Raw genomic sequence first — 26,561 nt, 5'->3', positions numbered from 1 at the left:
CCGCTGGAATAGGCAGGGCACGCCATGCGTCATGCCCTTTGCGGATTCTGCTTCTTCCGTTGCGTCTTCCTCTTTCCCTTTCCATGAGGGTCTTCACCATGATCGCCATGTCCGGCTTCGCACGCATCCTCGTCATCTTCGCGGCCCTGGCGGCCTCGGCCGGCCCGGCGCTCGCCGCGGGCCCCAAGGCCTATGTCGGCAACTTCAAGGACAGCACGGTCAGCGTGATCGACACCGCTTCGGAGCGCGTCGTGGCCACGCTGCCGGTGGCGGCGGGGCCCGATGGCATCGTCCTCACGCCCGATGGCCGCAGCGTGTTCGTCAGCGGCTCGGGCGCAGCCGCCGTGAGCGAGATCGACACCGCAGCTGACCGCGTGACTCGCGCCATCGATGTGGGCAAGGGCCCGCAGGGCCTGGCCATGACGGCCGACGGCAAGTGGCTGCTGGTGGCCGTCAACGGCGACGACCGCGTGGCCTTCGTCGACACCACGGCGCATGGCGTGAGCGCCACCGTGCCGGTGCCCAAGCCGCACACCATCGCCATCCGGCCCGACGGGCGGCAGGCGTACGTCGCATCGCAGGAGCCGGGGCACTTCGCGCTGGTGGTCATCGACATGGCGACGCGCGCCGTGGTCACACAGATCCCGCTCGACAAGCCGCCGCGCGACCTCGAGTTCAGCCACGACGGCAAGTCGCTCTACCTCACGCTGGCCGGCGTTGCGGCCGTGCAGGTGCTCGATCCGGCCAACAACCAGTGGGGCTCGCCGGTGCCCACGGGCGTGTCGCCGCACATCGCGCAGCACTTCGCGGGCATGGCCAGCGGCGTGGTGGTGGTGCAGGGGCCCGGCGAAGTCATGCTGTTCGACCCCGCAGCGCACACGGCCGTGCGCAGCATTCCCGTGGGCAAGCAGCCGCACTGGCTCGACCTGTCGGCCGACGGCAGGAAGCTCTGGGTGAGCAATGAGGGCTCCAACGACGTCAGCGTGGTCGACCTCGCGGGCGGGCCGATGCGCACGGTGCAGGTGGGCAATGCGCCGCGCAAGATCGCGCTGCAGCGCACGGCGGCCACCGCTGCTTCGCCTGCAGCGTCTGCGGACGGCGCGCACGCCGGCGGCTCGGCGCACGTGACCATCCGCAACTTCGCTTTCGAGCCCGCGCAGATCACCGTCAAGGCCGGCCAGCGCGTGAGCTGGCAGAACGACGACGGCGCGCCGCACGGCCTGGCCTTCAAGGACGGCTCGGCGGGCATCGACCTGCTGCTGCCCGGCAAGGCCTTCGCCCGCGTCTTCGACAAGCCGGGGGTGTACGACTACGTCTGCTCGGTCCATCCGTACATGACGGCGCGGGTCACCGTGATGGGGCCGTAGCCGGGTCCACGCAGTCGGCCTGTGCGCTGCCCGATTGACAGGAGCGAGCGAAGCGCACGACATTGTGCTGGATGAAGGAAGAAAGACTCTCGCGCCGCCGCCTGTTGTGTGGCGGCCTCGCGGCCGCATCGCTTGGCCATCCGTTCTTGCTGTTGAATGCGCAGCCGTCGGGTACGACATCGGGCGACCGCTATCCATTCATGCTGGGCGTGGCCTCGGGCGTGCCCCGCGCCGACGGCTTCGTGCTCTGGACGCGTCTCGCACCTGAGCCGCTGCACGGCGGCGGCATGGGCGATGCGCCCGTCGACGTGAACTGGGAGGTCGCCGACGACGAGGGCTTCAGGCGCATCGTCGCGAAGGGCAGGGCCGTCGCGACAGCGGAGCTCGCGCACTCGGTGCACGTCGAGGTGCAGGGCCTGTCGCCGGCGCGCTGGTACTGGTACCGCTTCACCGCCGGCGGTGGGCGCAGCCCCGCCGGCCGCACACGCACCACGCCAGCCGACAACGACGAGGCTCTGCAACAGCTGCGCTTCGCCTTCGCCTCCTGCCAGCACTACGAGCAGGGCTACTACGCCGCCTACCGCGACATGGCCGCGCAGCCGCTCGACTTCGTGGTGCACCTGGGCGACTACATCTACGAAAGCTCCCGCAAGTCGCACCAGGTGCGCCGGCACGAGGGCGGCATCCCGACGCAGCTCGCCGAGTTCCGCGACCGCTACGCGCTCTACAAGGCCGATGCGCAGCTGCAGGCCGCGCACGCCGCCTTCCCATGGCTCGTGACCTGGGACGACCACGAGGTGGCCAACGACTACACGAACGACGAATCGCCGCGCACGGCCGACCCTGCGCAGTTCCTCGCGATCCGCGCAGCCGCCTACCAGGCGTGGTACGAGCACATGCCCGTGCCCGCCAGCATGCGCCCGCGCGGCCCCGATGCGCTCATCTACGGCCGCTACCGCTTCGGCCGCATGCTCGACCTGCTGCTGACCGACGGGCGCCAGTACCGCTCGCACCATGCCTGCCTTTCCGGGCGCAGCGCTTCGCCGCTGGCCGACTGCGCCGATCGCTTTGCGCCCGGGCGCAGCCTCTTCGGCGCGCAGCAGGAGGCCTGGCTCGCCCGCGAACTCGCCGCGCCGCCCGCGCGCTGGACCGTGCTCGCCCAGCCCACGCTGATGGCCGAGGCCGACCGCAAGCGCGGCTCCGAACACGGCTACTGGATGGACGGCTGGGACGGCTATGCCGCAGCCCGCGCGCGCCTGCTCGACGCGCTGGCCGAACACAAGTCGCGCGGCGGCAATGCGCTGGTCGCCAGCGGCGACGTGCACGCCTTCTGGGCCGCCGACCTGCGGCGCGGCGACGCGCAGCAGGGGCCGCTGGTCGCGACCGAGTTCGTCGGTGGCGCCATCACCTCCGAAGGACCGAGTGCTGCCGGCGTGGTGAACATGCTCTCGAAGAATCCGCAGCTGCGCTACGGGCGGGCCGACAGGCGCGGCTATGCGATCGCCACGCTCGATGCGCGCGGCGCCACGGTCGATTTCCGCGCCGTGGAGGACGAGAAGACGGCCGATTCGCCGGTCGGCACCATGGCTCGCTTCTCGGTCGAGCGCGGTGCGCCTGGCGTGCACGCCGAAGGCAGCTAAACCTCGCCCGCCTGCAGGATTGCGCGGCCGTGCCTATGATGGCCGCCGCTCCCTTCCTTCCATCTCATCTCCTTCCCTCCCGAGCGAGAACCGAACACCATGAGCATTCCCTCCACCCGTCTCGGCCGCACCGGCCTCACCGTCTCCCGCCTCGCCCTCGGCACCATGACCTTCGGCCTGCAGACCGACGAGGCCGTGTCGCACCAGATCCTCGACAAGGCGGCCGAAGGCGGCATCAACTTCCTCGACACGGCCGATGTCTACCCGCTCGGCGGCACCATCGAGACGGCGGGCCGCACCGAGGAGATCATCGGCAACTGGCTCGAGAAGCAGGGGCCCTCGGGCCGCCGCCGCTTCGTGCTGGCGACCAAGGCCGTCAACAAGGTCGGCCCCAACAGCTGGGACCAGGGCGCATCGCGCAAGCACCTGCTGGACGCCATCGACGCCTCGCTCAAGCGGCTGAAGACCGACCACGTCGACCTCTACCAGCTGCACATGGACGACCGCGAGACGCCGCTCGAAGAGAGCCTGGAGGCTCTCGACACCATCGTGAAGTCGGGCCGCGCGCGCTACATCGGCGTGTCGAACTTCCTGGCCTACCGCCTGGCCCGTGCGCTGGGCAAGTCAGACCTGCTGAGGCTCACGCGCTATGTGTCGGTGCAGCCGCGCTACAGCCTGCTGTTCCGCGAGATCGAGCGCGAGCTGCTGCCGCTGGCCGCGGAAGAGGGCCTGGGCGTGATTCCCTACAACCCGCTCGCGGGCGGACTGCTCACCGGCAAGTACAAGCCCGGCGGCAAGCCCGAGGAGAACACCCGCTTCACCCTCGGCACCGCAGGCGGCATGTATCAAGACCGCTACTGGAACGAACGCAGTTTCAACACCGTCACGCAGCTGCACAAGCTCGCCGACGAAGCCGGCGTGCCGCTGGCCACGCTGGCCGTGGCCTGGGTAATGGCGAACCCGCTCATCACCGCGCCGCTGCTCGGCGCAAGCCGCCCCGACCAGCTCGACGCGACCATCGCAGCGGCGGAATACAAGCTCGATCCGGCGCTCAAGCAGAAGCTGGACGAGCTGACCGCCGAGTACCGCAAGGGCGACGCACCGCGCTGAGTGTTTTTTCTCCTTCCCCCGCTGGGGGAAGGTAGGGATGGGGGCAGGCCTCCGAACAGGCGCTGCGCTTTCTTGAGCGCCATCGTGCCCCCACCCCAACCCTCCCCCAGCGGGGGAGGGAGGAAGACCGAAACTGTCAGAACTGTCAGTTAGTCGACAGCGAGGGGTTTGGCGGGCGCTCCTAGAGTCCCCGCATCATGGCCCTCTCCGACGCCCCATCCCTCCCGCGCGCAGCCCTCGCGCTGGCCGCCTTGCTCCTCGCGGGCTGCGCCGTCGGCCCCGACTACGTTCGCCCGCAGCTGGACGTACCCGCCGCCTTCAAGGAAACCGGCGGCCCCTGGAAGACCGCCGCCCCGCAGACCATCGACGCCGACCACCCCTGGTGGGACGCCTTCGGCGACAGCACGCTCAGCGCGTTGATCGTGCAGGCCAACGCGGCCAACCAGAACATCCGCGTGGCCGAGGCGCAGTACCGCCAGGCGCAGGCCCTGTCCGCCGCGGCGCGGGCTGGCTTCTTCCCCACGGTGGGCCTTAATGCCGGCGCCACGCGCGCCCAGACCAACAACACCGGCACCGTCAAGCTCGGCACCACTGACACCCTCGGCCTCGCCGCGAGCTGGGAGCCCGACATCTGGGGCGCGGTGCGCCGCTCGGTCGAGGCGGGCAATGCCGGCGTGCAGGCCAGCGCCGACGACCTGGCCGGCGCGCGGCTCAGCATCCAGACCACGCTGGCGCAGGACTACCTGCAGATTCGCGTGATCGACCTGCAGCGCGACCTGTACGCCAGCACTACCGCCGCCTACGCCAAGGCACTCCAACTCACGCAGCACCAGTACGCGGCCGGCACCGTGCTGCGCTCCGACGTGGCGCTGGCCGAGGGCCAGCTCAAGACCGCGCAGGCGCAGGCGGTTGACCTCGAAGCCCAGCGCAGCCAGCTCGAACACGCCATCGCGGTGCTGACCGGCCAGGCGCCTGCATCGTTCACGCTGCCGCCGCTCGAAACACCGTCGAACCCGCCGACCGCCGAATCGCTCTCGTCCGCCACCGCGCTGCACCTGCAGTTGCCCGTGACGCCCGCGGGCCTGCCTTCGGAGCTGCTGGAGCGCCGCCCCGACATCGCCGGCGCAGAGCGCCGCGTGCAGGCCGCCAACGCCAACATCGGCGTCGCCAAGGCCGCCTACTACCCGCAGATCGTGCTCAGCGCGAGCGGCGGCTTCAGCGCCGCCACGCTGGGCACGCTGTTCAACACGCCCAGCCGCGTGTGGTCGCTGGGCGCGGCGCTGGCGCAGACCGTGTTCGACGGCGGCCTGCGCAAGGCCCACACCGACCAGGCCGTGGCCGCCTACGACGCATCGGTCGCCCAATACAAGCAGACCGTGCTCGCGGGCTTCCAGCAGGTGGAAGACAACTTGGCCACCTTGCGCGTGCTCGACAACGAATCCGCGCTGCAGGCCGACGCCGTGCGCGCCGCCCAGCTCGCCGAGCGCATGGCGCTGAGCCAGTACCGCGCGGGCACCGCCACCTACCTCAGCGTGGTCACTGCGCAGACGCTCTCGCTCACCAACCAGCGCACGGCCGCGCAGGTGCTCGGCCGCCAGCTGGCCGCCAGCGTCTCGCTGATCGCGGCCACGGGCGGCGGCTGGAATGCCGCCAACACCGCAGCCACAGCAGATGCCGCACAGAAGACTTCCGGGAATTGATGCCATGACGACGACCGCAAAAACCACCACGCCCCCCTTGTTCCAGCGACGCTCCACCTGGCTCGCGACCGCCACCCTGGTGCTCGTGCTCGGCGGCGGCGCATGGGCGCTGACCCACCACGCCGCCAACGCAGCCAAGCCCGATGCGCCGAAGAGCCCGCCCGTGCAGGTGTCCACCGCGCGCGTCACGCCGCAGACCGTGCAGGTCTATCGCTCGGGCATCGGCACCGTCGCCTCGATGGCCACCGTGACCGTCAAGGCGCGCATCGACGGCCAGCTCGACAAGGTCGGCTTCGTCGAAGGGCAGGACGTGAAGGCCGGCCAGCTGCTCGCCCAGCTCGACCCGCGCACGCTCCAGGCCCAGCTCGCGCAGGCGCAGGCGACGCGGGCGAAGGACCAGGCCACGCTGACCAACGCCCGCGCCGACCTCAAGCGCTACACAACGCTGCTCTCGCAGGACGCCGCCACGCAGCAGCAGGTCGATACGCAGAAGGCCCTGGTCAACCAGCTCGAAGCCGCCGTGCAGAACGACGCGGCCCAGGTGCAGTACGCCGAGGTGCAGCTGAGCTTCACGCGCATCACCTCGCCCATGAACGGCCGGGTGGGGGCGCGGCTGGTGGACCCGGGCAACATCGTGCACGCCACCGATGCCAACGGCCTGGTCGTCATCAACCAGATCGACCCGATCGCCGTGCAATTCACCCTGCCCGAAGAGGCCGTGCAGGACATCAACCGCGTGCAGCAGCAGAGCAGCCAGCCGCTCTCGGTGGTGGCCTACGACCGCAGCGGCACGCAGATGTTGGGCACCGGCAAGCTGATATTGCTGAACAACCAGATCGACACCACCAGCGGCACGGTGCAGCTCAAGGGCAGCTTCGCCAATCCGCAGCACACGCTGTGGCCGGGCCAGTTCGTCAACGTGCGGCTGCAGCTCGACCGCCGGGCCGACTCGCTCACGCTGCCCGCCGCCGCGGTGCAGCGCGGCCAGGACAGCACCTACGTCTGGGCCGTCGATGCAGAGAACAAGGTCGCCAACGTACCGGTGCACGTGGTGCAGATCGCCGACGGCACCGCCGTGATCGACAAGGGCCTGGAGGCCGGCCAGCGCGTGGTGATCGACGGCCAGTACAAGCTCAAGCCCGGCGCCACCATCGTCGAGCCGCCGCCCGCCGCCAAGAGCGCGGTGAAGGATGCGGTGAAGGACGCAGCCAAGGTCGCCAGCAGCAGCGGGAGCAGCAATTGAGCATCTCCGCCGCATTCATCAAGCGCCCCATCGGCACCACGCTGCTGGCGCTGGCTATCCTGCTGGTCGGCGCGGCGGTGTTTCCGCTGCTGCCGGTGGCGCCGCTGCCGCAGGTCGACTTTCCGACCATCCAGGTCTCGGCCAACCTGCCGGGTGCCAGTCCGGAGACCATGGCGTCCAACGTGGCGCAGCCGCTGGAGCGGCAGTTCTCGCTGATCGCGGGGCTCTCGCAGATGACCTCCACCAGCGGCCTCGGCTCCACGCAGATCACGCTGCAGTTCGACCTCGACCGCAACATCGACGCCGCCGCGCTCGACGTGCAGGCCGCCATCAACGCATCGACCGGCCAGCTGCCGGCCAACCTGCCGAGCCCGCCGACCTTCCGCAAGGTGAACCCGGCCGACTCGCCCATCCTCATCCTCTCGGTGCAGTCGAAGACGCTGCCGCTGACCGAGGTGAACGACTACGCCGACAACATCCTCGCGCAGCAGATCTCGCAGATCTCGGGCGTGGGCCTGGTCAACATCGGCGGCGTGCAGAAGCCGGCGGTGCGGGTGCAGCTCGATCCGGCCAAGCTCGCGGCGCTGGGCCTGAGCCTGGAAGACGTGCGCACCGTGCTCGCATCGGCCACCGTCAACGCGCCCAAGGGCACCATCGACGGGCCCAACCAGAGCTTCACCGTCTACACGAACGACCAGCTGCTGAAGGCCAAGCCCTGGAACGACGTGGTGCTGGCCTACCGCAACGGCGCGCCCATCCGCGTGAGCGACCTGGGCGTGGCGGTGGACGGGCCCGAGAACGCGAAGATCGCCGGCTGGGCCTATGCCGGCGCCGCCGCGCCCGAGGGCAGCAGCGTGCAGAACGGCCGCTCCATCGTGCTGGCCATCACCAAGCAGCCGGGCGCCAACGTCATCGAGACGGTGGACCGCATCAACGCCGCGCTGCCCAGGCTGAAGGCATCGATCCCGCCGACGGTGGAGGTCAACGCCATCATCGACCGCACCCAGACCATCCGCGCCTCGGTGAAGGACGTGGAGTTCACGCTGCTCTTGACCATCGCGCTGGTGGTGGCCGTGATCTTCGTGTTCCTGCGCAACGTGCCGGCCACGCTCATCCCCAGCGTGACGGTGCCGCTCGCGCTGCTGGGCACGGTGGCGGTGATGTACCTGCTGGGCTACAGCCTCGACAACCTCTCGCTCATGGCGCTGACCATCGCGGTCGGCTTCGTGGTGGACGACGCCATCGTGATGCTGGAGAACATCTACCGCTACGTGGAAGAGGGCATGTCGGCGGTCGAGGCCGCGTACAAGGGCGCGGGCGAAATCGGCTTCACCATCATCTCCATCTCGGTGTCGCTGGTGGCGGTGTTCATTCCGCTGCTTCTCATGGGCGGCATCGTGGGGCGGCTGTTCCGCGAGTTCGCGGTGACGGTCACGCTCACCATCGTGGTCAGCGTGGTGATCTCGCTCACGCTCACGCCCATGCTGTGCTCGCGCTTTCTGAAGAACGAGCACGGCAGCAAGCACGGGCGGCTCTACCAGCTCTTCGAGCGCGGCTTCGACGCCATGCTCGGCGCCTACAAGCGCGGGCTGCACGTGGTGCTCGACCACCAGTTCATCACGCTCATGACCTTCATCGCCACGGTGGCGGCCACGGGCGTGCTGTTCGTGTTCATTCCCAAGGGCTTCTTCCCGCAGCAGGACACGGGCTTCATCTCGGGCTTCGCCGAATCGGCGCAGGATGCTTCCTTCGCGTCGATGAACGCCCGCATGGTCGAGCTGGCCGACGTGGTGCGCAAGGACCCGGACGTGACCGGCTTCGGCATGAACGGCAGCTCCTCCACCTACAACACCGGCAACTTCTACATCAGCCTGAAGCCCAAGGACGAGGGCCGCACCGCCACCGCCGACGAGATCATCGCGCGGCTGCGCCCGCAGCTGGCCAAGGTGCAGGGCGTGAACCTGTTCCTGCAGGCCGGGCAGGACATCCGCGTGGGTGGCCGCGCATCGCGCACGCAGTACCAGTACACGGTGACCGACGCCAACCTCGACGAGCTCAACACCTGGGCGCCGAAGCTGCTGGAGCGCTTCAAGCAGCTGCCCGAGATCACCGACCTGGCCACCGACCAGCAGAACGCCGCCGCATCCGCCGTGCTCACCATCGACCGCGACCGCGCATCGAGCTTCGGCATCTCGCCGGCCACCATCGACGCCACGCTGTACGACGCCATCGGGCAGCGCCAGGTGGCGCAGTACTTCACCCAGCTCAACAGCTACCACGTGGTGCTGGAAGTGACGCCCGCGCTGCAGCAGGACCCGGCGCTCTTCAGCAAGCTGTATCTCAACTCGCCCATCACCGGCCAGCAGGTGCCGCTGTCGACCTTCGTGAAGGTGGACACCAGCAAGACCGCCTACCTCTCGATCAGCCACCAGGGCCAGTTCCCGGCCGTGACCATCTCGTTCAACCTCGCGCCGGGCCATGCGCTGGGCGACGCGGTGAACGCCATCAACAAGGCGCAGGCCGACATGGGGCTGCCGCAGTCGCTCACCGGCTCGTTCCAGGGCACGGCGCAAGCGTTTCAAGATTCGCTGGCCACGCAGCCCTACCTGATCGCGGCGGCGCTGGTGGCGGTGTACATCGTGCTGGGCCTGCTGTATGAGAGCTACATCCACCCGCTGACGATTCTCTCGACGCTGCCCTCGGCCGGTGTGGGCGCGCTGCTCATCCTGATGGCGGGCGGCTACGACCTGAGCGTGATCGCGCTGATCGGCATCATCCTGCTCATCGGCATCGTGAAGAAGAACGGCATCATGATGATCGACTTCGCGCTCAAGGCCGAGCGCGAGCAGGGCATGACGCCGCAAGAAGCCATCTACCAGGCCTGCCTGCTGCGCTTCCGCCCGATCATGATGACCACCATGTGCGCGCTGCTCTCGGGCCTGCCGCTGATGCTGGGCCACGGCTCGGGCTCGGAGCTGCGCCGGCCGCTGGGCTACGCGATGGTCGGCGGGCTGATACTCTCGCAGGCGCTCACCCTCTTCACGACCCCGGTGGTCTACCTGTACCTCGACCGCGCCCACTACTGGTACATGCGCCGCAAGGAAGCGCGCAAGGCCCGCAAAGCCGCGAAGGAGGGCAAGGCCCCCGTGCCCGCCGAGGTGCACGGATGAACATCGGCTGAGATCGCGGGGGTGGAGACAAAGACAAGAGGGCAGAAAACGCCATGAAGATCCTGATAGTCGAAGACGAACTGAGAACCGCGGACTACCTCTCCAAGGGGCTGACCGAGCAGGGCTGCGCCGTCGACATGGCACACAACGGCATCGACGGCCAGCACCTCGCGCTCACGCACGAGTACGACGTGATCGTGCTCGACGTGATGCTGCCGGGGCAGGACGGCTTCTCGGTGCTGCGCGCGCTGCGTGCCGTGAAGCAGACGCCGGTCATCATGCTCACCGCGCGCGACCGCGTCGAAGACCGCATCAAGGGCCTGCACGAAGGAGCCGACGACTACCTCGTCAAGCCCTTCTCCTTTCTCGAGCTGCTGGCGCGGCTGCAGGCGCTCAACCGCCGCGGCCGCAAGCAGGAGCCGATGCAGCTGCGCATCGCCGACCTGCAGATCGACCTGCTGGCGCGAAAAGCCTTCAGGGGCAGCACCCGCATCGACCTCACCGCCAAGGAGTTCGCGTTGCTGGCCGTGCTGGCGCGCCGCCAGGGCGAGATCCTCTCGAAGACCGCCATCGCCGAACTGGTGTGGGACATGAACTTCGACAGCAACACCAACGTGGTGGAAGTCGCCATCAAGCGGCTGCGCGACAAGATCGATGCCCCCTTCAGCCCCAAGCTGCTGCACACCATCCGGGGCATGGGCTACGTGATGGAGCTGCGCGATGCCGGCGGGGAGGGCGCCGCCCCGTGAAGCGCTCCATCACCGCGCGGCTGGTGCTGATGTTCGCGGCGGTGGCGCTCGCGACCTTCGCGCTGGCCGGCTTCGCGCTGCACAGCGTGCTGGCGCGCGAGCTGGAGCGGCACCAGTACGAGGAGCTCGACACCACCCTCAAGAGCCTGCAGTTCTGGATCAAGGCCATCGGCAGCCCCGAGCGCTGGCCGCGCGTGCAGGCGCGCATGGACGCGCTCACGCCAGAGGACGGCAGCGTGCGCTTCTGGGTGCTCAGCGACGATCCGCGCTTCCAGTACGGCAAGGGCCTGGCCGAGATCGACGGGCTCACGCGCCAGGCCAACGGCCACACCAGCGTGATCGAGCTGCCGGGGCAGGAGCGGCCCTTCCGTACCCTGTCGGTGCACATCGATCCCTACGAGCAGCGGCCGGCCGTGCGGCTCATCGTCGGGCGCAACACCGAGCCCTATGCGCGCACGCGCCAGAACTTTTTGACCGCGCTGGTCGGGCTCGGGCTGTGCGCGGTGCTGGTGGTTGCCGTCGCAGGCTACTGGATCGCCCGCCTGGGGCTGCGTCCGCTGGAGCGGCTGTCGAAGGAGGCGCAGGCGCTGCGGCCCAAGACGCTGTCGCAGCGGCTGCGCGCGGAGCCGCTGCCCGTGGAGCTTTCGGCGCTAGCCGAGGCCTTCAACGGCGCGCTGAGCCGGCTGGAGGAGGCTTACGGCCAGCTCGAAGCCTTCAACGCCGACGTGGCGCACGAGCTGCGCACGCCGCTGGCCAACCTCATCGGCAGCACGCAGGTGGCGCTGTCGCGCCAGCGCAGCGCGGGCGAGTTCCAGGAGGTGCTGCAGGCCAACCTCGAAGACCTGGAGCGGGTGCGCTCCATCGTCAACGACATGCTCTTCCTCGCGCGCGCCGACCGTGGCGAAGTGGCGACCGGGCTGGTGCTCACGCCCGTGGCGCAGGAAGTGCGCAAGACCATCGAGTTCTTCGAGTTCGTGCTCGACGAGACGCGTGCGCAGGTCGTCATCGAGGGCGACGTGCAGGCCGAGGCCCGGCTGGAAAGCGCGCTGTTCCGCCGCGCCATGTCGAACCTGCTGCAGAACGCCATCGAGCACTCGAAGCCCGGCGCGCAGATCGCCGTGAGGCTGCGCGAGGAACCCGCTGCCACCTGGATCACAGTGTCGAACCCCGGCGAGCCCATCGATGCCCAGCACCTGCAGCATCTGTTCGACCGGTTCTATCGCGTCGACGAGGCGCGCAACGACGGGGGCGAGCACCACGGCCATGGCCTGGGCCTGGCCATCGTGAAGGCCGTGGCGAGCATGCATGGGGGGCAGGTGAGTGCATCAAGCGAAGAAGGTTGGAATACCTTCGGCTTCAGCGTATCGCGCTCCCCCGAGAAAGCCACCGGCTGACGATGGCTGAAGGCGCCAGGCAATGGCCTGTGCCCGGTACGTTCTTGGCCCATGCCGGAGAATCGCTGCCGGCATGAACAGCACGCAACCACCGCAATTTCCACCCGCACCCGGGCCAAGACAAGGGCAGCCATGGCACAGCTGATGTCCCTGCTCGTGCAGAACGCGATCCTGGTGGTGTTCGCTGCCAGCTTTGCCGCGCGGCTGGGCCTGCCGGTGCCGGCGGCGGCGGTGCTGGTGCTCACTGGAGCGCTGCTGGCCGCGGGCGACGTCTCGGTGGCCGGCGTGGTGGTGGCGGCCGTCATCGCCAACCTGCTGGGCGACGGGGCGTGGTTCTATGCCGGGCGGCGCTTCGGCTACCGCTTCATGCGCCTGCTGTGCCGCATCTCCCTTTCGCCCGACTCCTGCGTGCGGCGCGGCGAATCGCTCATCTCCGACTGGGGCGGCCTCTCGCTGGTGGCCGCCAAGTTCGTGCCGGGCGTGTCGGTGGTGGCACCGCCGATGGCGGGGGCCCTGGGCATGTCGGTGCGGCGCTTCATCGGCTTCGACGTGGGCGCGGCGCTGGTGTGGACCGGGCTCTTCCTCGGCCTGGGCTGGGTGTTCCGCAACCAGATCCAGGAAGTGCTGGCCATCATGGCGCAGGCCGGCGGCGTGGCCACCGCCGCGCTGGGCGTGGTGCTGCTGGTGATCCTGGCGGTGCGCTACTGGCGCCGCCGCGCCTTCATGCGGCTCACGGGCATGCCGCGCATCTCGGTGGAAGAGCTGCACGAACTGCTCAGCGGTGAAGAGCCTCCGCTGGTGATCGACGTGCGCGGCAAGGCCGGCGTGCAGGTCGATCCGCGCCGCATTCCGGGTGCGCAGTCGTACACGCTCAAGGCGCTGCAGCAGCGCAGCCTCGACCTGTCGCACGCGGCGGGGCGCGACGTGGTGCTGTACTGCAACTGCCCCAACGAGGTTTCGGCCGCGCAGGCCGCGCGCGTGCTGCTGGCGCGCGGTGCGCGCCGGGCCCTGCCGCTGACCGGCGGGCTCGACGCCTGGGTGGCCTCGGGCCGGCCGACCACGGTCGACTGAAGGCGGCGACTCTGTTCCGAGGGCCTGCACAAGGCCCACGCCTGCAGAAACATGCCCCGCGTGCTATGGTGCCCGGCCCTCGGGTTAACCCGAGGGCAGACCTCTCGCAACCGGGATCCCTCCGTGTCCTCTCCTTCCTCCGCGCCACGCGCCGCCCACCCCGGCCATTCCGCCCAATCCGCCCAATCCGCAGCCTCGGGCCTCAGCCCGGCCCTCACGCTGGTCTTCGCCGTCGCCTGCGGCCTGTGCGTGGCCAACATCTACTACGCCCAGCCGCTCATCGGCCCCATCTCCGACACGCTGCAGCTGCACGCCGGCCTGGCCGGGCTCATCATGACGCTCACCCAGCTCGGCTACGGCGCGGGCCTGCTGCTGCTGGTGCCGCTGGCCGACGTGGTCGAGAACCGCAGGCTCATCGTGGGCGCGCTCTTCGGCGCGGTGATCGGGCTGGTGGGCATCGCGCTGTCGAACTCGGCCGTCACATTCCTGGCCGCTTCCTTCGTGGTCGGCACCTGCGCGGTCGCGGCCCAGGTGCTGCTGCCCTTTGCCTCGCACCTCGCGCCCGAAGCCACGCGCGGCAAGGTGGTCGGCAACATCATGGCCGGCCTGCTGGGCGGGATCATGCTGGCGCGGCCCTTTGCCAGCGTTGTGGCTTCGGCTTTGGGCTGGCGTGCGGTGTTCTGGGTGTCGGCCGTGCTCATGGCCACGCTCATCGCCGTGCTGTGGCGTGCGCTGCCGCAGCGCCACCCGCATGCATCGATGGGCTACGCGCGCACCATGGCCTCGCTGCCGGGCATCGTCTTGAACACGCCCGTGCTGCGCAGGCGCGGGCTGTACCAGGGAATGATGTTCTCCGGCTTCCAGGCCTTCTGGACGGCCGTGCCGCTGGCGCTCGCGCATGAATTCGGCATGGGCCAGGGCGGCATCGCGGCCTTTGCGCTGGCCGGCGCTGCCGGTGCGCTGATGGCGCCCATCGCCGGCCGGCTGGCCGACCGCGGGCTGACCCGCCCGGCCACCGGCGTCGCCATTGCAGTGGCGCTGTTCTCGTTCGTGCTGGGCGCGGTCGCCATGCACTACCACTCGCTGGCCGGCCTGGTCGCGGCGGGCATCCTGCTCGATGGCGCGGTGCAGCTGTGCCAGGTGCTCAACTTCCGCAGCCTCTTCATGCTCGCCCCTGAGCTGCGCGGCCGGCTCAACGGCCTGTTCATGACTTTCATCTTCATCTGCGCGGCCGTGGCCTCGGGCATCGCGGCTGCGGTGTACGCCTTCCACGGGTGGAGCGGGCTGTGCCTGCTGGGTGGCGGGTATGTGCTGGTGGCGCTGCTGTACTACGCGACCGAGTTCCGCCGGCAGCCTTCGCCCGCAGCCGTTGGCCGGTAGCAGTGATAGCCGGTGATGGCCGGCAGCCGACGCAAGCGGCCGTAGACTCGCCCGCTTTCGCGTTCAATTGCCTTCAATGAGTTCTCCGGCTTTTTCGCGGTCCATCCAGGTCACGCAGATCGATGCCAGCGGCATCTGGCCCATCCTGCTGCTTTGCACGGCCTACTCCGTCCTGATGTTCGCCGGCGCCGCGTGGATTCTCGACCCCGACGCCACGGGCTGGCGCATCGCGCGCGACATGGCGGCCATGGTCGTGCTCTTCGCGCTGTGGCTCGTGGGCCTCGTGGTCGTCGTGCGCGGGTGGCTCTGGGTCGAAGCGCATTGGCTGCCATCGGCCAAGCGCCGCGCAAAGCTCTTCAGCGGACGCACGCAGGTCGACGCCGGCGAAGCCGGCTTCTGCGTGCAGGGCCTGGGCCATGTCGACTGGATCGACGTGCTGGCCATCGAAGGCATTCCCGACAGCGACAACTACCTGATCGTTCACACCCGGCCGTTCAGGAAGCTGCTGCTGACCGTGTCCGTCGACGAACTGGCCCCTGTCATCAGCCACTACCTTGACCGCAGAAGCAGCATCGAGGCAACGCGCTGGGGCAAGCTCCAAAGCCGCGCCATGGTTTTCTGCTGGCGGTGCTTCAGGGCCTGGATCTGGGCGGGGTACGCACTGGCGGGCGCGGCGGGCATTGCGCTGCTCCTCAACTCGGGGGACGCGGGCTTCGTGAAGACCGCTGTGGGCCTTTGCGTGCTCGTGCCGATGGTCGCGTGGCTGGTCTGGGCCATTCCCATCTCGCAGATCAGCACCTTCTCGCCTTCGCGGGTGCGCGCCTTCGAGCTTGAAGGCACACGGCTGCACAGCACCGACGGCGAATGGCAGTTCGACCTGCGCCGGGCCCGCATCAGCCGCCGCCGTGTCAGCGGGATCGGCTACGAGTTCACCTTTCTCGCCATTCGCCCGGAGTCGGGAAAGGGGCTCGACCTGATCCTCGAAGGCGGCGCCGACCAGGAGGCGCTGCTCGACGCCCTGAACGACCGCGGCCTGCTGCCCCTGACGAACCCCGAGCTCTGAAAGGGCCTGCCAGGCGGCGGTGGTAGCCTTGCGCCCCGATGAACCTCCGCACCAAGATCGTTGCGCTTGCCGTCGCACCGCTGCTCATCGCGCTGGTGCTGGTGGCCCTTGCGGTGCGCCACCAGGAGCATGACCTCGCCCAGCGCGAACGTGCCCTCATCGAGAACAGCTACATGGCGCAGCGCCGCAGCGAGCTGCGCAGCTACGTCGACCTGGCCGTGAGCAACCTGCTGCCGCTGTACGAATCGGGCCAGGACGACGAGGCCACCCGCAACGAGGCGCTGCGACGGCTGGCCGCGCTCAACTACGGTGACGACGGCTACTTCTTCGTCTACGACCTGGAGGGCAACTCCCTCATGCATTCGCGCCAGCCCGAGCTGGTGGGCCAGAACCTCTGGGAGCTGCGCGATTCGCACGGCCGCTACACCATTCAGGAGCTCATCAAGGGCGCGAAGGAAAAAGGCGGCGGCTTCGTCGAGTACGAATGGCGCAAGCCTTCAAGCGCGCAGATGGCGCCCAAGCTCGGCTACGTGACCGCGCTGCCGCGATGGAACTGGATGGTCGGCACCGGCCTGTACCTCGACGACATCCAGTCGACCATGGACACCCTCGACCGGCAGATGAACGCCAACGTCACGGCCACGCTGCTGTGGATCGCGGGCATCGCCGCGCTGTGCCTCGGCGTGGTCAGCGCCGCGGGCCTGCTGTTGAACCTGAGCGAGCACCGCACGGCCGAAGCCAAGCTGCGGCTGCTCGCACGCCGTGTGGTGCAGTCGCAGGAAGAAGAGCGCGGCCACCTCGCGCGCGAGCTGCACGACGGCACCAGCCAGACGCTGGTGTCGGCCAAGCTGCTGATCGAGTCGGCCGTCGAGTCGCTCGACCGCCAGCAGCAGCCCGCGCCGCCCGCGCTCGCGAAGGCGCTGCAGCGGCTCAACGATTCGCTGATAGAAGTGCGCCGCATATCGCACCGCCTGCGCCCCGCGTTGCTCGACACCCTGGGCCTGCCCGCCGCGCTGGAGCGGCTGGTCGACGAGTTCAGGGAAGAGGGCGGCGGTGTCGATGCATCGATGATGGTCGGCGGCGAATCCTTCGAGCTGCAGCCAGAGGTGAAGACCGCGCTCTTCCGCCTCACGCAGGAGGCGCTGACCAACGTGCGCAAGCACGCCAGGGCGCAGCACGTGCACATTGCGCTGAACTTCAGCGAAGAAGAAGGCGTGCGCCTCGAAGTGAGCGACGACGGCACCGGCTTCGACATCCAGGCCGTGCAGCTCGACGCCCGCCGCGGCATCGGCCTGCGCAACATGCGCGAGCGCATGGAGGCCATTGGCGGGCGGCTCATCATGTGCAGCAACGCCGGGCGCACATCCATCGAGGCCGAAGTGCCGACCCACAGTGCGAAGGCACAGGCAGCAGCATGACGAACGAACCCACGCCCACCACCCCTTCGACAGTCGCGACGACGGTTCGCCTCTTCCTGGTGGACGACCACCCGCTGGTGCGCGACGGCCTGCGCGCAAGGCTCGGCTCCATGCCCAACCTCGAGATCGTCGGCGAGGCCGGCAGCGCCGCCGAAGCGCTCGCGCAGGTGGAGAGCGTGCGACCCGACCTCATGCTGGTGGACGTCGGCATGAAGGACATGAACGGCATCGACCTTGCGGCACTGCTGCTGCAACGCCAGGGCGCTCCGCACGTCGTGATGCTCAGCATGTACGACAACCCCGAGTACGTGCAGAAGGCCCTGCAGGTGGGCGCGCGCGGCTACGTGCTGAAAGACGCGCCCGCGGCCGAGATCGTCGCGGCCATCGAGGCCGTGTCGGCCGGCGGCACATTCCTCAGCCCGGCCGTGTCGAAAAAACTCTTCCGCACGCAAGAGCCCAGGCCCTTGCTCACCCCGCGCGAGAGCGAGATTCTTTCAGCGCTGGGCCGAGGCGAATCGAGCAAGCAGATCGCGCGCGACCTGGGCCTGAGCGTGCGCACCGTGGAGGCGCACCGGCAGAGCATCAAGCGCCGACTGGGCATCGAAGGGCAGGCCGAGCTCATCAAGTACGCGGTGGAACACGCGCGCGAATTCGGGCGCGATTCCTGAGCTGACGCAGCCGCTTCTGCAGCCTCTTTTTCGCTGATCGACCCCGCGACTGTCAGCGCTTTGTGGACTGGCGCCGCCGCCTCGCGATCAGGCGAAGGAATCGGCAGGTTCTGGGCAGAAAGTCACTTCTGCGCAGCCTGGTCTTCTATACAGTGAATGCCCCTGTGATTGAACGACCCACCAAGTGGGCATGGAGGGCAGAGCACACGAAGACTTCTCTTGAGTGAAACCGCATTGCCTTGCGGCGGGCTGTCGATGCGACTGCATCGACGCGAACGTGAGGCGCAAAAGGCGACGGCCAAGGTGTTCGCGCACCTCAGCCGTCTAACCAAATGACGTGCAACACCTTAGAAAGGGCACACCAAGTGGCTACACGAATTATGGCCGGCGCAGCAAAGCCGGCATCCGCGGACGCAACGACCACCACGACACGGGACCCGGCTGGGCTTCTGGAGAACAAGCTGGAGCAGTTGAACTCGCTGCTCTGGTGCTTCTACGGCGCCGGGGACGGATGGTTCCAGGATGCGGGGGAGGCGCATCGGGAGAATCTGCTTTGGATTGCTTCGGATTTGGCGCGGGAGGCGGTGGAGTTATTTCAGGAGGTGAGCCCGGCTGGGTGAGGAGCTTGGGACGCCAAGCCTTCAAAGCGGCTTGGCTCCCGTTTTGGGCTTTTGAGGTTCACCATGAACTTTCGCCTTCGGCCCAGGACCTGACCTTCGCAGACAGAGCAGTTTGAGAGCAGCAATCAATGGTATGAACGGTACGCCTCGAAGGGGTGGCGGCGACCGAGATGCCCAGCCCGGGAGTTCACCTCCAACTAGCGGTCGTACGTAAGCGTGCCTATAACTAGAAATTGATCCGAACCCCGGGGTGATAACGCCAGTGCGCTCGTGATACCGTCAACGACCCAGGATCAGTAGCTCCAATCCTCATGCCTCACCGGCAAACTATTGAGCTGCCTGCGCAAGTGCTGCCACTGCGGCAAGTACATCGCCATGATGGATGCAAACCGCTCGTTGTGCGTCGGCTCCAGCAGGTGGACCAACTCATGCACCACGATGTACTCCAGGCACTCGGGCGGCTTTTTGGCCAAGTCGGTGTTGAGCCGGATGTAGCCTGATTCCGGCGTACAACTGCCCCACTTGGTTTTCATGCGCTGAACGAACACGCGGGCTGCCTTCACACCTAGCAGCGGCTCCCACTTCGCTAGCAGAGCGGGCACCACGTCCCGCACCTGTTGCCGGTACCAGGCATCCAGCACCTCTTCACAGCGCGCCGGGGCGGAACCGGGGCGCACTTGCAGCTGCAGCTTGCGCGGCGTCAAGCTCACAGCCGGCGCCGCATCGGCAAAGCTGATTTCGAGGAGGTAGCGCTTGCCCCACAGGTAGTGACTTTCCTTGTTCAGAAATTCTCGCGGCGTCTCGCGTTCCTGGTTCTGAAGCTTGCGCTGCTGCGAGCGGATCCAAGCCAGCTTGGAGATGACGAAAAGTCGGAGCGTGTCCAGCTCCATGCTCTGCGGTGCAGCCACGCGTACTTTGCCTGCGGGCGGCAGTACGCTCAGGTGGACGTGTTTGATTGCCTTGCGCGTCACCTCGGCATGCAGCTCGCCCAAATCCAGCACGTCGCGCATCAGTACTCCTTCTGCGCGAAGACGATGGGGAATAGGCGGTTCACTTCATTGATGTCTTTGAGCACGTCGAACATGGCTTGCCTTACCAACTGCTCTCTGGCGACCACTCCACGCCAACCGTCGGGTCGTTTCGCTTTGATCGCCGCATCCAGCCACAGGGCCGTATCCAGTGCTTGGCTCACACCTCCATAGGTCGCCACGGGCTCTTGTGCGGTGTTGCTGACGACGTGATCCTTCAGATTGTTGTACAGAGCGAGTTGGCCGTCGGTCTTCAATTGCTGCGGCGTATCGCTCGACTTGCCTGCCGCCACTTTGTGGGCCACATCGGCGATGCGGGAAAGGTAGCCCTCGTACTCGATCGCGCGGTCCTTGCGCATTCGGATGATTTCGTCCAGCAGCGCGGACATCTTGGCGAAGTAGGCTGGGTCGGTCAGTTGCTCTTTCAGAATCTTGCTGCGGACGTTGTTCTCGATGGTTTCAGCAATGGATTCCCGGTCACCCTTCATCTCGCCCAGGCGCTCGGCTATCGCGTCGGCAATGCCCGTCTTGACGATCAGGTCCAGCAGGCCGATGCCGTCAAAAGGCGAAATCTTGCGTGGCGCCTGCGCCTCGATGTAGGTATCGATGAGGTGACGCATGTCTGCCTCGTAGGGCTTCAGGTCCAGGGTCTCGCCAGCCGCCTTGCGGATGATTTCGCGCAGGTTCAAATAGTGCTTCTGCAATCCTTTGATCTGTTCGATTTGCGCGGGTGTGTAGTCAGCGGCCTCGAGCTCATCGGCCAGGTTGGCGTAGGCGCGCACCAGCGCCACCACAGCCTTGTAGAGCGCCACGCGATGCGGCTCACGCGCCTTCAGGTCATCCGCGATTTCGGTGTTGCCGCAGAAGTAATGGATGTGTTCCAGGTCACCTTTGGGCGGTTCCACGGGCTCGCACAGTAGGGCCAAGGCCTCCACTGCATCGTCCAGGCGCTCGCGGCCGGCGTCCAAACGGTCTTTGACCATGATTTCTGGGTCGGAGCCACCGGCGCTGTGGTCCAGCTCGGCGGTGTAGACGGCAATTGCCTTCTCGACCTTCTTGAACAAGTCTTTGTAATCGACGATGTAGCCGAAGTCCTTGTCTTCTCCGTCCAGCCGGTTGGTGCGGCAGATGGCCTGGAACAGGCCGTGGTCCTGCATGGACTTGTCGATATAGAGGTAGGTGCAGGGCGGGGCATCGAAACCGGTCAGCAGCTTGTCTACCACAATCAGCAGCTTCATCCGGGCGGGGGCCTTGATGAAACGCTCCTTGGCGTCCTGCTCGTAAGTCTCAGTCTTGCTCTTGCCTGGCCGCGTAGGCACGTCCTTCAGCAGTTTGGTGTAGGTGCTGTAGATGAACTGCTTGTCGCTCTCCGTGTTGGCTCCCGTTTCTTCCTTGCTCACGTCTGAAGCCTGCGGGTTGTAGGAAGTTACCACTGCGCAGCGGTTTCTAAAGACTGTCTTGCCAAACAGCACGAAGTACTTGCAGGCCTCGTAGATGCTGGACGCCACCAAGATGGCATTGCCCCGCTCATTCGACAGGCGCGGCTTGACCGCAAAGTCGAACACGATGTCGGCTACCACCCGGTCCATGCGGGCGCGCGAGCTGAGCACGTTCTGCATCGTGCCCCACTGCTTCTTCAGCTCGTCCTTCTGCCAGTCGTTCAAGCCACGGGTTTTGGCTTCGAACCACTGGTCGATCTGCTCAGAGTTGCCCAGCTTCTGGTCGATGTCACGTGCTTCGTACACCAGGTCCAGCACCACGCCGTCTTCCACGGCCTCGGCAAATTTGTAGGTGTGGATGTAGCCGCCGAACACCTCCAGGCTGGTCTGCGCGTCCGATTTCATCAGCGGTGTGCCGGTGAAACCGATGAACACCGCGTTGGGCATCATGGCCTTCATCACCCGGTGCAGCTTGCCGCTTTGCGTGCGGTGGCATTCATCCACAAACACGTAGAGCTCGCCCCGCGTGGGGCTGGGCTGGGCGGCCAGGTCGCGCAAGAAAGCCTCGAAGTCGTCTACATCGCGTCGGCCAAACTTGTGCACCAGCGAGCACAGCAGCCTTGGGTTGGGCTGTGCCAGTTGCGCCATCAGATCGCGGCCGCTCTGGCTGCGGTGGATGGTCTCGCCCGCGTCCTTGAAAACGCGCTCTATCTGCCGGTCCAGTTCGTCCCGGTCGGTGATGATGACCACGCGGGCGGCCGATCGATTCTCCAGAATCCACCGGGCCAGCAACACCATCAAAATGCTCTTGCCCGCTCCTTGGGTGTGCCAGATGATGCCGCCGCGCCGTTGTTGCACATGGCTTTGCGCCGCCTTGATACCGAAGTACTGGTGCACGCGGGGCAGCTTCTTGATGCCGCCATCGAACAGCACAAAGTCGTGCATCAGCTCCAGCAGACGGGCCTTGCTGCACAGCTTGGTGAGGTACTTGTCCAGCTTGTAGCCAGCGTTGTCGGCCTCGTCTTCCTTCCAGTTCAGGAAATACTTCTCCTCCGTCTCGATGCTGCCGTAACGTAGGCCTTCGGAGTCATTGCCCGCCATCAACAGTTGCACTGTGCTGAAAAACCAAGCGTTGAACTCAGGTCGCTGATTTGACAGGCATTGACGTATGCCTTCACCTAAGCCCACACGGCTGTTCTTCAGTTCTAGCATGCCCACAGCGATGCCGTTGAGGTAGAGCACGATGTCGGGCCGGCGTTCGTGTCCGACCTTTAGCGTGACTTCTTCGGCGATGGCGAAATCGTTGTTGGCAGGTTCCGCCCAATTCACCAGGTGCACGGTCTCGTTCATCTGGCCGGCTTCCACCTTCACCGACACGCCGTAGCGCAGCAACTCGTAGACTGCCTGATTGGCGGCATACAAGCTACGCCCTTGCAACAGCGCCTCTGAGCGTAGCTTGTGCAGGGTGGCACTGATGTGTGCGGGGAAATAGCCGCTGCGAGTCAGAAAGGCCGTAAGGAGACCTTCTTCAATGCAGTGGTTGCCTGCCCTGTCGGACCAATCGCCCAGGTGGTGATAGCCCAACGTGTTGGTGAACAGCGCCACCACCCGGTCTTGGGTAGCTCGCTCGGGCTTGCTGACATCACTCATCGGTTTCCTCTCGGGGAAGTTCTGGGCAGACGGCGTTAGTCGCTAGTGTTTGATCATTTTGAAGCTCGCCCGGTAGCGATAGAAGCTTCTGGCGGGACGGCTCATGCGTTGCGCTCCTTGATGCGGATGCGGCCCGTCAGTAGGACTTGGGCCATTGCTTGTTTAAGTGCGCGGGCTTTAGTGGCGCGGGCTTCAATGGTTACGATTTCGGTATCCATGTCTGATAGCAATGTCGCAATTGCACGCTGTTCGCTACGTACCGGCTTGGGGACAACTATCGATCTAATCAGCGTGAGGTTGAGGCCTCCGCGCCCGCCATCACCGGCTGAAAGCTCTCGAAGTTCGTCGTATCGCCAGTCGAGGTTGTGGAAAAGAAATTCCGAGTCGTACTCCTCGCTCGGGAAAATCGCGGCAATGGATTGATTCGTGCAAAGCCCGATCATGTTCATTGCTACCGTGCCACGCGTCTTCCCCTGCCCCGCCAACCCGATCAGCACGCAACGTTCCGGTATCCATTTGGCGCTGGAGTTCTTGAGTCCGTCAACGGTGATTCGCCCTTCCACATCCCAGACGCGTTTCTTGTGAAGTTCGCCAGAGTTCATCCACGGAATATCACCGTTCCAGAAGTCTTCCACGCGCGTATTTGGTGTACCGCCTGCGGTGCAGTCAGTGAAATCACCGATTCGGATCTCGTCCCATTTCTTTGTAAAGCCCGGTAGGCGTCGCTTGCCGGAAAATAGCTCCTTCATGGCGCCTTGCTTGGTCTGGCGCTTTTTGGTCAGCAGTTGCTCCAGCGAGTCGATCAGGGCGTCGGCATCTGCAAGAGCAGCAGCGATTCGCTGTTGCTCGTCAACTGTCGGAAGCGCCAACTTGAACGCTCGAACATCAGCGCCAGTGATGTTTGGATCTTTGCGGCTGCTGCTTGCTACGGACTGCCAGTACCCAACACGATAGTTCAAGTAGAAAAGCAAGAACTCAGGGCATAGAACCTCTCGACAGGGTTGAACTACCGTAATGGCCTGATTGACGGCTGCGGGAATGCGAAGCAACCCCGTTCTCCCGATCTGCCGTAGACCGCCGTACATCGCCACTAAAACGCTTCCAGCTGGGAACAACCTGAGGCTGGTTTCCTGAAGGGCGCAGTCGGTTACCGATTCATCTGTGAGTCGAATCTCTGCGTTGTTGAGGTCCAGCGTCTTGACCCAGGCGTGCACACCGCGTTGATAGAAGCGCTCGTGTTGACTTCGGGGTGGAGTAGTTCCGGACGCGGTTTCTGAAATAGCACCAATTTCCGCTATCTCCCAATCGGCGGGCAGGATGCCCAACTCGGTGCGCTTGGTGCTCGTAGGGTATTGGACAGAAGGTTCTCTCAGTTCCATGCGAACCCCATTTTCGCCAGATGCCCGGCCACCCGCGCATCCATGTCTTCCACATGCTTTATTAACTGCGGCATCGTCTGCCCATAGCGCTCAGCCAATTCCTTCACTCGCCCGGTCAGCGCTTGGCTCACGCGGTCCAGTTCACCGTGCACAGCGATGCTCAGCGTGACCAGCCACTTGTGGTCTACCACCAGCGCCTGCACTTCCTCGACGGTTAGCGTGGGGTAGCGCGCCAGGGCCTTGGCGTCCAACTCGGCATTCAGGGTCTTGATGCGCTTCTTCAGTACACTGGCCTGCTCAGAGAGAGCCAGCCAGCGCTGTAGCACAGGCAGCTCGTCTTCCGGATCGTGGTCGCGAACGACTTCCTTGATGCGCGACTTCACTTCCTTGTCGTTGATCTTTTCGAAGCCGGTGAACACGGCATCGTCGCCGCTGTGTTCTTCTTCAAGTTCAATCAATGCCGCCTGAGTGCTTTCCAGTTCTGCGCTCAGTTTGTCCAGCTTCGCCTGCTCGGCAGTGAAGTAATGCTGCACAAGCAAAGCCTTGGGCACTAGGTCGCAGGCCCAGCCCTTGTCCATGGGCTTGCCTGGTGTGCCGTCCTTGTTCTTCTTGATTTCCAGCACCCGATGGGTCTTCGCCTTCCAGCCGTCCTCAACGATTAGGTAGGCGTCGTCCTGCATGGTCTCGGCCCAGTAGTCCATCAGGTGCTGGTAGACGGCGTAGGGGTCGATCAGCTTCTCCACGGTGGGTTGGTGCTCGTAGTGGTCCAGCAGACCCTCAGCGCCACGAATCAAGTCTTTCGGATGGAAGCTGCCTTTGTCGAGCGATTTGAGCCTACTCGCTGCCGCCCCGCGCCACTTGTCGAAATGCGTGTTCATCGCGTCGGTGAAGGCCTGAAACTCCGGGTGCTGATGAATAGTGGAGTTGATAGCGACCGGCGCCACGGCCAAGTCCAAATAACCGGGTCGCCGGGGCTTGAAAAGGGCAGCACGCAGCTTCGGACATACCACCCAGTAGCGCCCCAGGGCCTCCACGTCAGCCTCTGGTATGCCGCCGTTTAGGTGGGCGTCGATGTCCTGCTGGTCTTCCGGCGTCCTGCTGTCAATGTAGCGCGGAAGATTGAGGTTGAAGTCGTTCTTCTCCACCTCGTCCAGACCGACCATACGGGCGTAGCGCGGGTCACTGCCATCCAGGGTGGTGAAGGTGTCCACGATGCGATGCAGGTCGCGTTCTCGCAGGCGATTCTTGGGGCCATCCTTCATGAAGCCTGAGGCGGCGTCGATCATGAAGATGCCTTTTCGGGCAGCGGCGCCGGCCTTGTCGATCACGATGATGCAGGCCGGGATGCCGGTGCCGTAGAACAGGTTAGCCGGTAGTCCGATGATGGCCTCGATGAGGCCGCGCCGTACCAGGTTCTTGCGGATCTCGGCCTCGGCATTGCCGCGGAACAGCACGCCATGCGGAAGGATGCAGGCGGCCCGGCCTTTGCTCTTGAGCGAACGGACAATGTGCAGCAGGTAGGCGTAGTCCCCTTGCTTGTCGGGCGGCACGCCAAAGCCTTCGAAGCGTCCGAACACGTCCGCGTCGGTCCGGAGCCCGGTGCGCCAGCGTTTGTCCGAGAACGGCGGATTTGCCACCACGTAGTCGAAGGTTTTGAGCTGATCCCCATCGAGAAACTTTGGGTCGGCCAGAGTGTTGCCTTGCTCAATAACGGCACCAGGGTTGTGGTGCAGGATCATGTTCATGCGCGCTAGGCCACTGGTGGCTTCTTCTTTTTCTTGCCCATACACCGTGACTGGCGTCGGCGCGGCCTCGGCCACTTTCAGCAGCAGCGAGCCCGAGCCGCAGGTTGGGTCGTACACGGTGGTGGCGCGGCTGGTCTTAGCCTTGGCAATTCCCAGCACTTGGGCCATCACGCGGCTGACCTCGGCCGGCGTATAGAACTGCCCCTTGCTCTTGCCACTCTCGGTGGCGAAGTGACGCATTAGGTATTCGTAGGCATCGCCCAGGATGTCGTCGCCGTCGGCACGGTGCTTGGAGAAATCCAGGTCTTTGGATTCAAAGATGCCGATCAGATTGTCGAGCTTCTCAACTTTTTCCTTGCCCTTCCCCAGTAACGCGTCGTCATTGAAGTCGGCCTTGATGCGTAGGTCGTTGGCCTCTTCCAGGGGGCGGATGATCCGCTTGTTGATCTGGTCCCCGATGTCACTGCGCCCTTTCAGCGCGACCATGTCGGCAAAACTGGCACCTGGGGGAATCTGGATGGGCGCAAAGGGCTGGTCGGCGTATTTGTCGCTGATGTACTTGATGAAAAGCAGGACCAGCACATAGTCCTTGTACTGGCTGGCGTCCATGCCGCCGCGCAACTCGTCGCACGAGGCCCAGAGTTTGGTATAGAGATCGGATTTTTTAATAGCCATGTGTTTGCGATGAATCGTCTCCGGCTCAAACTGAGGCCGATGGAGACGCGTC

Annotated in this window: 18 protein-coding genes; 14 read left to right on the top strand and 4 right to left on the bottom strand. The window is 65.9% G+C overall.

Annotated elements, in window-relative coordinates; all coding sequences use genetic code 11:
* Positions 1 to 98 precede the first annotated feature (98 nt).
* The 14 genes from FHT32_RS01590 (at position 99) to FHT32_RS01525 (ending at position 18,593) form a co-directional block, all read left to right on the top strand.
* Positions 99 to 1,367, top strand: coding sequence for a cupredoxin domain-containing protein (locus FHT32_RS01590; protein WP_176662911.1), 1,269 nt, complete (start codon positions 99 to 101; stop codon positions 1,365 to 1,367).
* Between the two features lie 71 nt (positions 1,368 to 1,438).
* Positions 1,439 to 3,007 (top strand): alkaline phosphatase, encoded by a 1,569-nt coding sequence (locus FHT32_RS01585; RefSeq protein ID WP_176662910.1) that lies wholly within the window; start codon positions 1,439 to 1,441, stop codon positions 3,005 to 3,007.
* Positions 3,008 to 3,106: 99 nt separating this feature from the next.
* The gene (locus FHT32_RS01580) at positions 3,107 to 4,117 is read left to right on the top strand and encodes an aldo/keto reductase (protein WP_176662909.1); all 1,011 of its coding nucleotides are present in this window, start codon (positions 3,107 to 3,109) and stop codon (positions 4,115 to 4,117) included.
* Positions 4,118 to 4,314: 197 nt separating this feature from the next.
* Complete coding sequence (locus tag FHT32_RS01575; protein WP_176662908.1) at positions 4,315 to 5,817, top strand: efflux transporter outer membrane subunit; 1,503 nt, start codon at positions 4,315 to 4,317, stop codon at positions 5,815 to 5,817.
* Positions 5,818 to 5,821: 4 nt separating this feature from the next.
* Positions 5,822 to 7,060 carry an efflux RND transporter periplasmic adaptor subunit gene (locus FHT32_RS01570; RefSeq protein WP_176662907.1) on the top strand — a complete coding sequence of 413 codons (1,239 nt, stop codon included), beginning with the start codon at positions 5,822 to 5,824 and terminating at the stop codon, positions 7,058 to 7,060.
* Positions 7,057 to 10,230 (top strand): efflux RND transporter permease subunit, encoded by a 3,174-nt coding sequence (locus FHT32_RS01565; protein ID WP_176662906.1) that lies wholly within the window; start codon positions 7,057 to 7,059, stop codon positions 10,228 to 10,230. Before FHT32_RS01570 ends, FHT32_RS01565 begins: the two co-directional genes overlap by 4 nt.
* A 53-nt stretch (positions 10,231 to 10,283) precedes the next feature.
* On the top strand, positions 10,284 to 10,979 hold the full coding sequence (locus FHT32_RS01560) for a heavy metal response regulator transcription factor (RefSeq protein ID WP_176662905.1): 696 nt from the start codon (positions 10,284 to 10,286) through the stop codon (positions 10,977 to 10,979).
* The gene (locus FHT32_RS01555) at positions 10,976 to 12,373 is read left to right on the top strand and encodes a heavy metal sensor histidine kinase (RefSeq protein WP_176662904.1); all 1,398 of its coding nucleotides are present in this window, start codon (positions 10,976 to 10,978) and stop codon (positions 12,371 to 12,373) included. Before FHT32_RS01560 ends, FHT32_RS01555 begins: the two co-directional genes overlap by 4 nt.
* 132 nt (positions 12,374 to 12,505) lie before the next feature.
* Positions 12,506 to 13,444, top strand: coding sequence for a DedA family protein/thiosulfate sulfurtransferase GlpE (locus FHT32_RS01550; protein ID WP_176662903.1), 939 nt, complete (start codon positions 12,506 to 12,508; stop codon positions 13,442 to 13,444).
* 123 nt (positions 13,445 to 13,567) lie between these two features.
* Positions 13,568 to 14,824 (top strand): MFS transporter, encoded by a 1,257-nt coding sequence (locus tag FHT32_RS01545; protein WP_176662902.1) that lies wholly within the window; start codon positions 13,568 to 13,570, stop codon positions 14,822 to 14,824.
* 76 nt (positions 14,825 to 14,900) lie between these two features.
* A complete protein-coding gene (locus FHT32_RS01540; RefSeq protein WP_176662901.1) occupies positions 14,901 to 15,887 on the top strand; it encodes a hypothetical protein in 987 nt (328 codons plus the stop codon).
* A 38-nt stretch (positions 15,888 to 15,925) separates the two neighbouring features.
* Positions 15,926 to 17,305 (top strand): cache domain-containing protein, encoded by a 1,380-nt coding sequence (locus FHT32_RS01535; RefSeq protein WP_176662900.1) that lies wholly within the window; start codon positions 15,926 to 15,928, stop codon positions 17,303 to 17,305.
* Positions 17,302 to 17,973: a response regulator transcription factor gene (locus FHT32_RS01530; protein WP_176662899.1), complete on the top strand. Its 672-nt coding sequence runs from the start codon at positions 17,302 to 17,304 to the stop codon at positions 17,971 to 17,973. Before FHT32_RS01535 ends, FHT32_RS01530 begins: the two co-directional genes overlap by 4 nt.
* Before the next feature lie 332 nt (positions 17,974 to 18,305).
* Entirely contained in the window at positions 18,306 to 18,593 is a 288-nt protein-coding gene (locus tag FHT32_RS01525; RefSeq protein WP_256098838.1) for a hypothetical protein, read from the top strand.
* A gap of 293 nt (positions 18,594 to 18,886) precedes the next feature.
* Here FHT32_RS01525 and FHT32_RS01520 read toward each other — a convergent pair whose 3' ends face one another.
* From FHT32_RS01520 to FHT32_RS01505, 4 genes are all read right to left on the bottom strand, one after another.
* Positions 18,887 to 19,603, bottom strand: a complete 717-nt coding sequence (locus FHT32_RS01520) for a M48 family metallopeptidase (RefSeq protein ID WP_176662898.1) — start codon at positions 19,601 to 19,603, stop codon at positions 18,887 to 18,889.
* The gene (locus FHT32_RS01515) at positions 19,603 to 22,710 is read right to left on the bottom strand and encodes a type I restriction endonuclease subunit R (protein WP_176662897.1); all 3,108 of its coding nucleotides are present in this window, start codon (positions 22,708 to 22,710) and stop codon (positions 19,603 to 19,605) included. Before FHT32_RS01515 ends, FHT32_RS01520 begins: the two co-directional genes overlap by 1 nt.
* 101 nt (positions 22,711 to 22,811) lie before the next feature.
* Positions 22,812 to 24,089 (bottom strand): restriction endonuclease subunit S, encoded by a 1,278-nt coding sequence (locus FHT32_RS01510; protein ID WP_176662896.1) that lies wholly within the window; start codon positions 24,087 to 24,089, stop codon positions 22,812 to 22,814.
* Positions 24,080 to 26,509, bottom strand: coding sequence for a class I SAM-dependent DNA methyltransferase (locus FHT32_RS01505; RefSeq protein WP_176662895.1), 2,430 nt, complete (start codon positions 26,507 to 26,509; stop codon positions 24,080 to 24,082). The genes FHT32_RS01510 and FHT32_RS01505 overlap by 10 nt, the downstream gene beginning before the upstream one ends.
* Positions 26,510 to 26,561: the final 52 nt, after the last annotated feature.

Origin of the sequence: Variovorax sp. SG517 (assembly GCF_013376045.1) — a bacterium.
In the GTDB taxonomy this organism is placed as follows: Bacteria; Pseudomonadota; Gammaproteobacteria; order Burkholderiales; family Burkholderiaceae_C; genus Variovorax.
Note: the sequence above shows the minus strand (reverse complement) of the source record. Positions and strands in the feature narration are given on the sequence as shown.

Bases quoted from the DNA above. Each gene is read 5' to 3' on its own strand.
- FHT32_RS01590 (WP_176662911.1), top strand. From the start codon at position 99: ATGATCGCCATGTCCGGCTTCGCACGCATCCTCGTCATCTTCGCGGCC.
- FHT32_RS01585 (WP_176662910.1), top strand. From the start codon at position 1,439: ATGAAGGAAGAAAGACTCTCGCGCCGCCGCCTGTTGTGTGGCGGCCTC.
- FHT32_RS01580 (WP_176662909.1), top strand. From the start codon at position 3,107: ATGAGCATTCCCTCCACCCGTCTCGGCCGCACCGGCCTCACCGTCTCC.
- FHT32_RS01575 (WP_176662908.1), top strand. From the start codon at position 4,315: ATGGCCCTCTCCGACGCCCCATCCCTCCCGCGCGCAGCCCTCGCGCTG.
- FHT32_RS01570 (WP_176662907.1), top strand. From the start codon at position 5,822: ATGACGACGACCGCAAAAACCACCACGCCCCCCTTGTTCCAGCGACGC.
- FHT32_RS01560 (WP_176662905.1), top strand. From the start codon at position 10,284: ATGAAGATCCTGATAGTCGAAGACGAACTGAGAACCGCGGACTACCTC.
- FHT32_RS01550 (WP_176662903.1), top strand. From the start codon at position 12,506: ATGGCACAGCTGATGTCCCTGCTCGTGCAGAACGCGATCCTGGTGGTG.
- FHT32_RS01540 (WP_176662901.1), top strand. From the start codon at position 14,901: ATGAGTTCTCCGGCTTTTTCGCGGTCCATCCAGGTCACGCAGATCGAT.
- FHT32_RS01535 (WP_176662900.1), top strand. From the start codon at position 15,926: ATGAACCTCCGCACCAAGATCGTTGCGCTTGCCGTCGCACCGCTGCTC.
- FHT32_RS01530 (WP_176662899.1), top strand. From the start codon at position 17,302: ATGACGAACGAACCCACGCCCACCACCCCTTCGACAGTCGCGACGACG.
- FHT32_RS01525 (WP_256098838.1), top strand. From the start codon at position 18,306: ATGACGTGCAACACCTTAGAAAGGGCACACCAAGTGGCTACACGAATT.
- FHT32_RS01520 (WP_176662898.1), bottom strand. From the start codon at position 19,603: ATGCGCGACGTGCTGGATTTGGGCGAGCTGCATGCCGAGGTGACGCGC.
- FHT32_RS01515 (WP_176662897.1), bottom strand. From the start codon at position 22,710: ATGAGTGATGTCAGCAAGCCCGAGCGAGCTACCCAAGACCGGGTGGTG.
- FHT32_RS01510 (WP_176662896.1), bottom strand. From the start codon at position 24,089: ATGGAACTGAGAGAACCTTCTGTCCAATACCCTACGAGCACCAAGCGC.
- FHT32_RS01505 (WP_176662895.1), bottom strand. From the start codon at position 26,509: ATGGCTATTAAAAAATCCGATCTCTATACCAAACTCTGGGCCTCGTGC.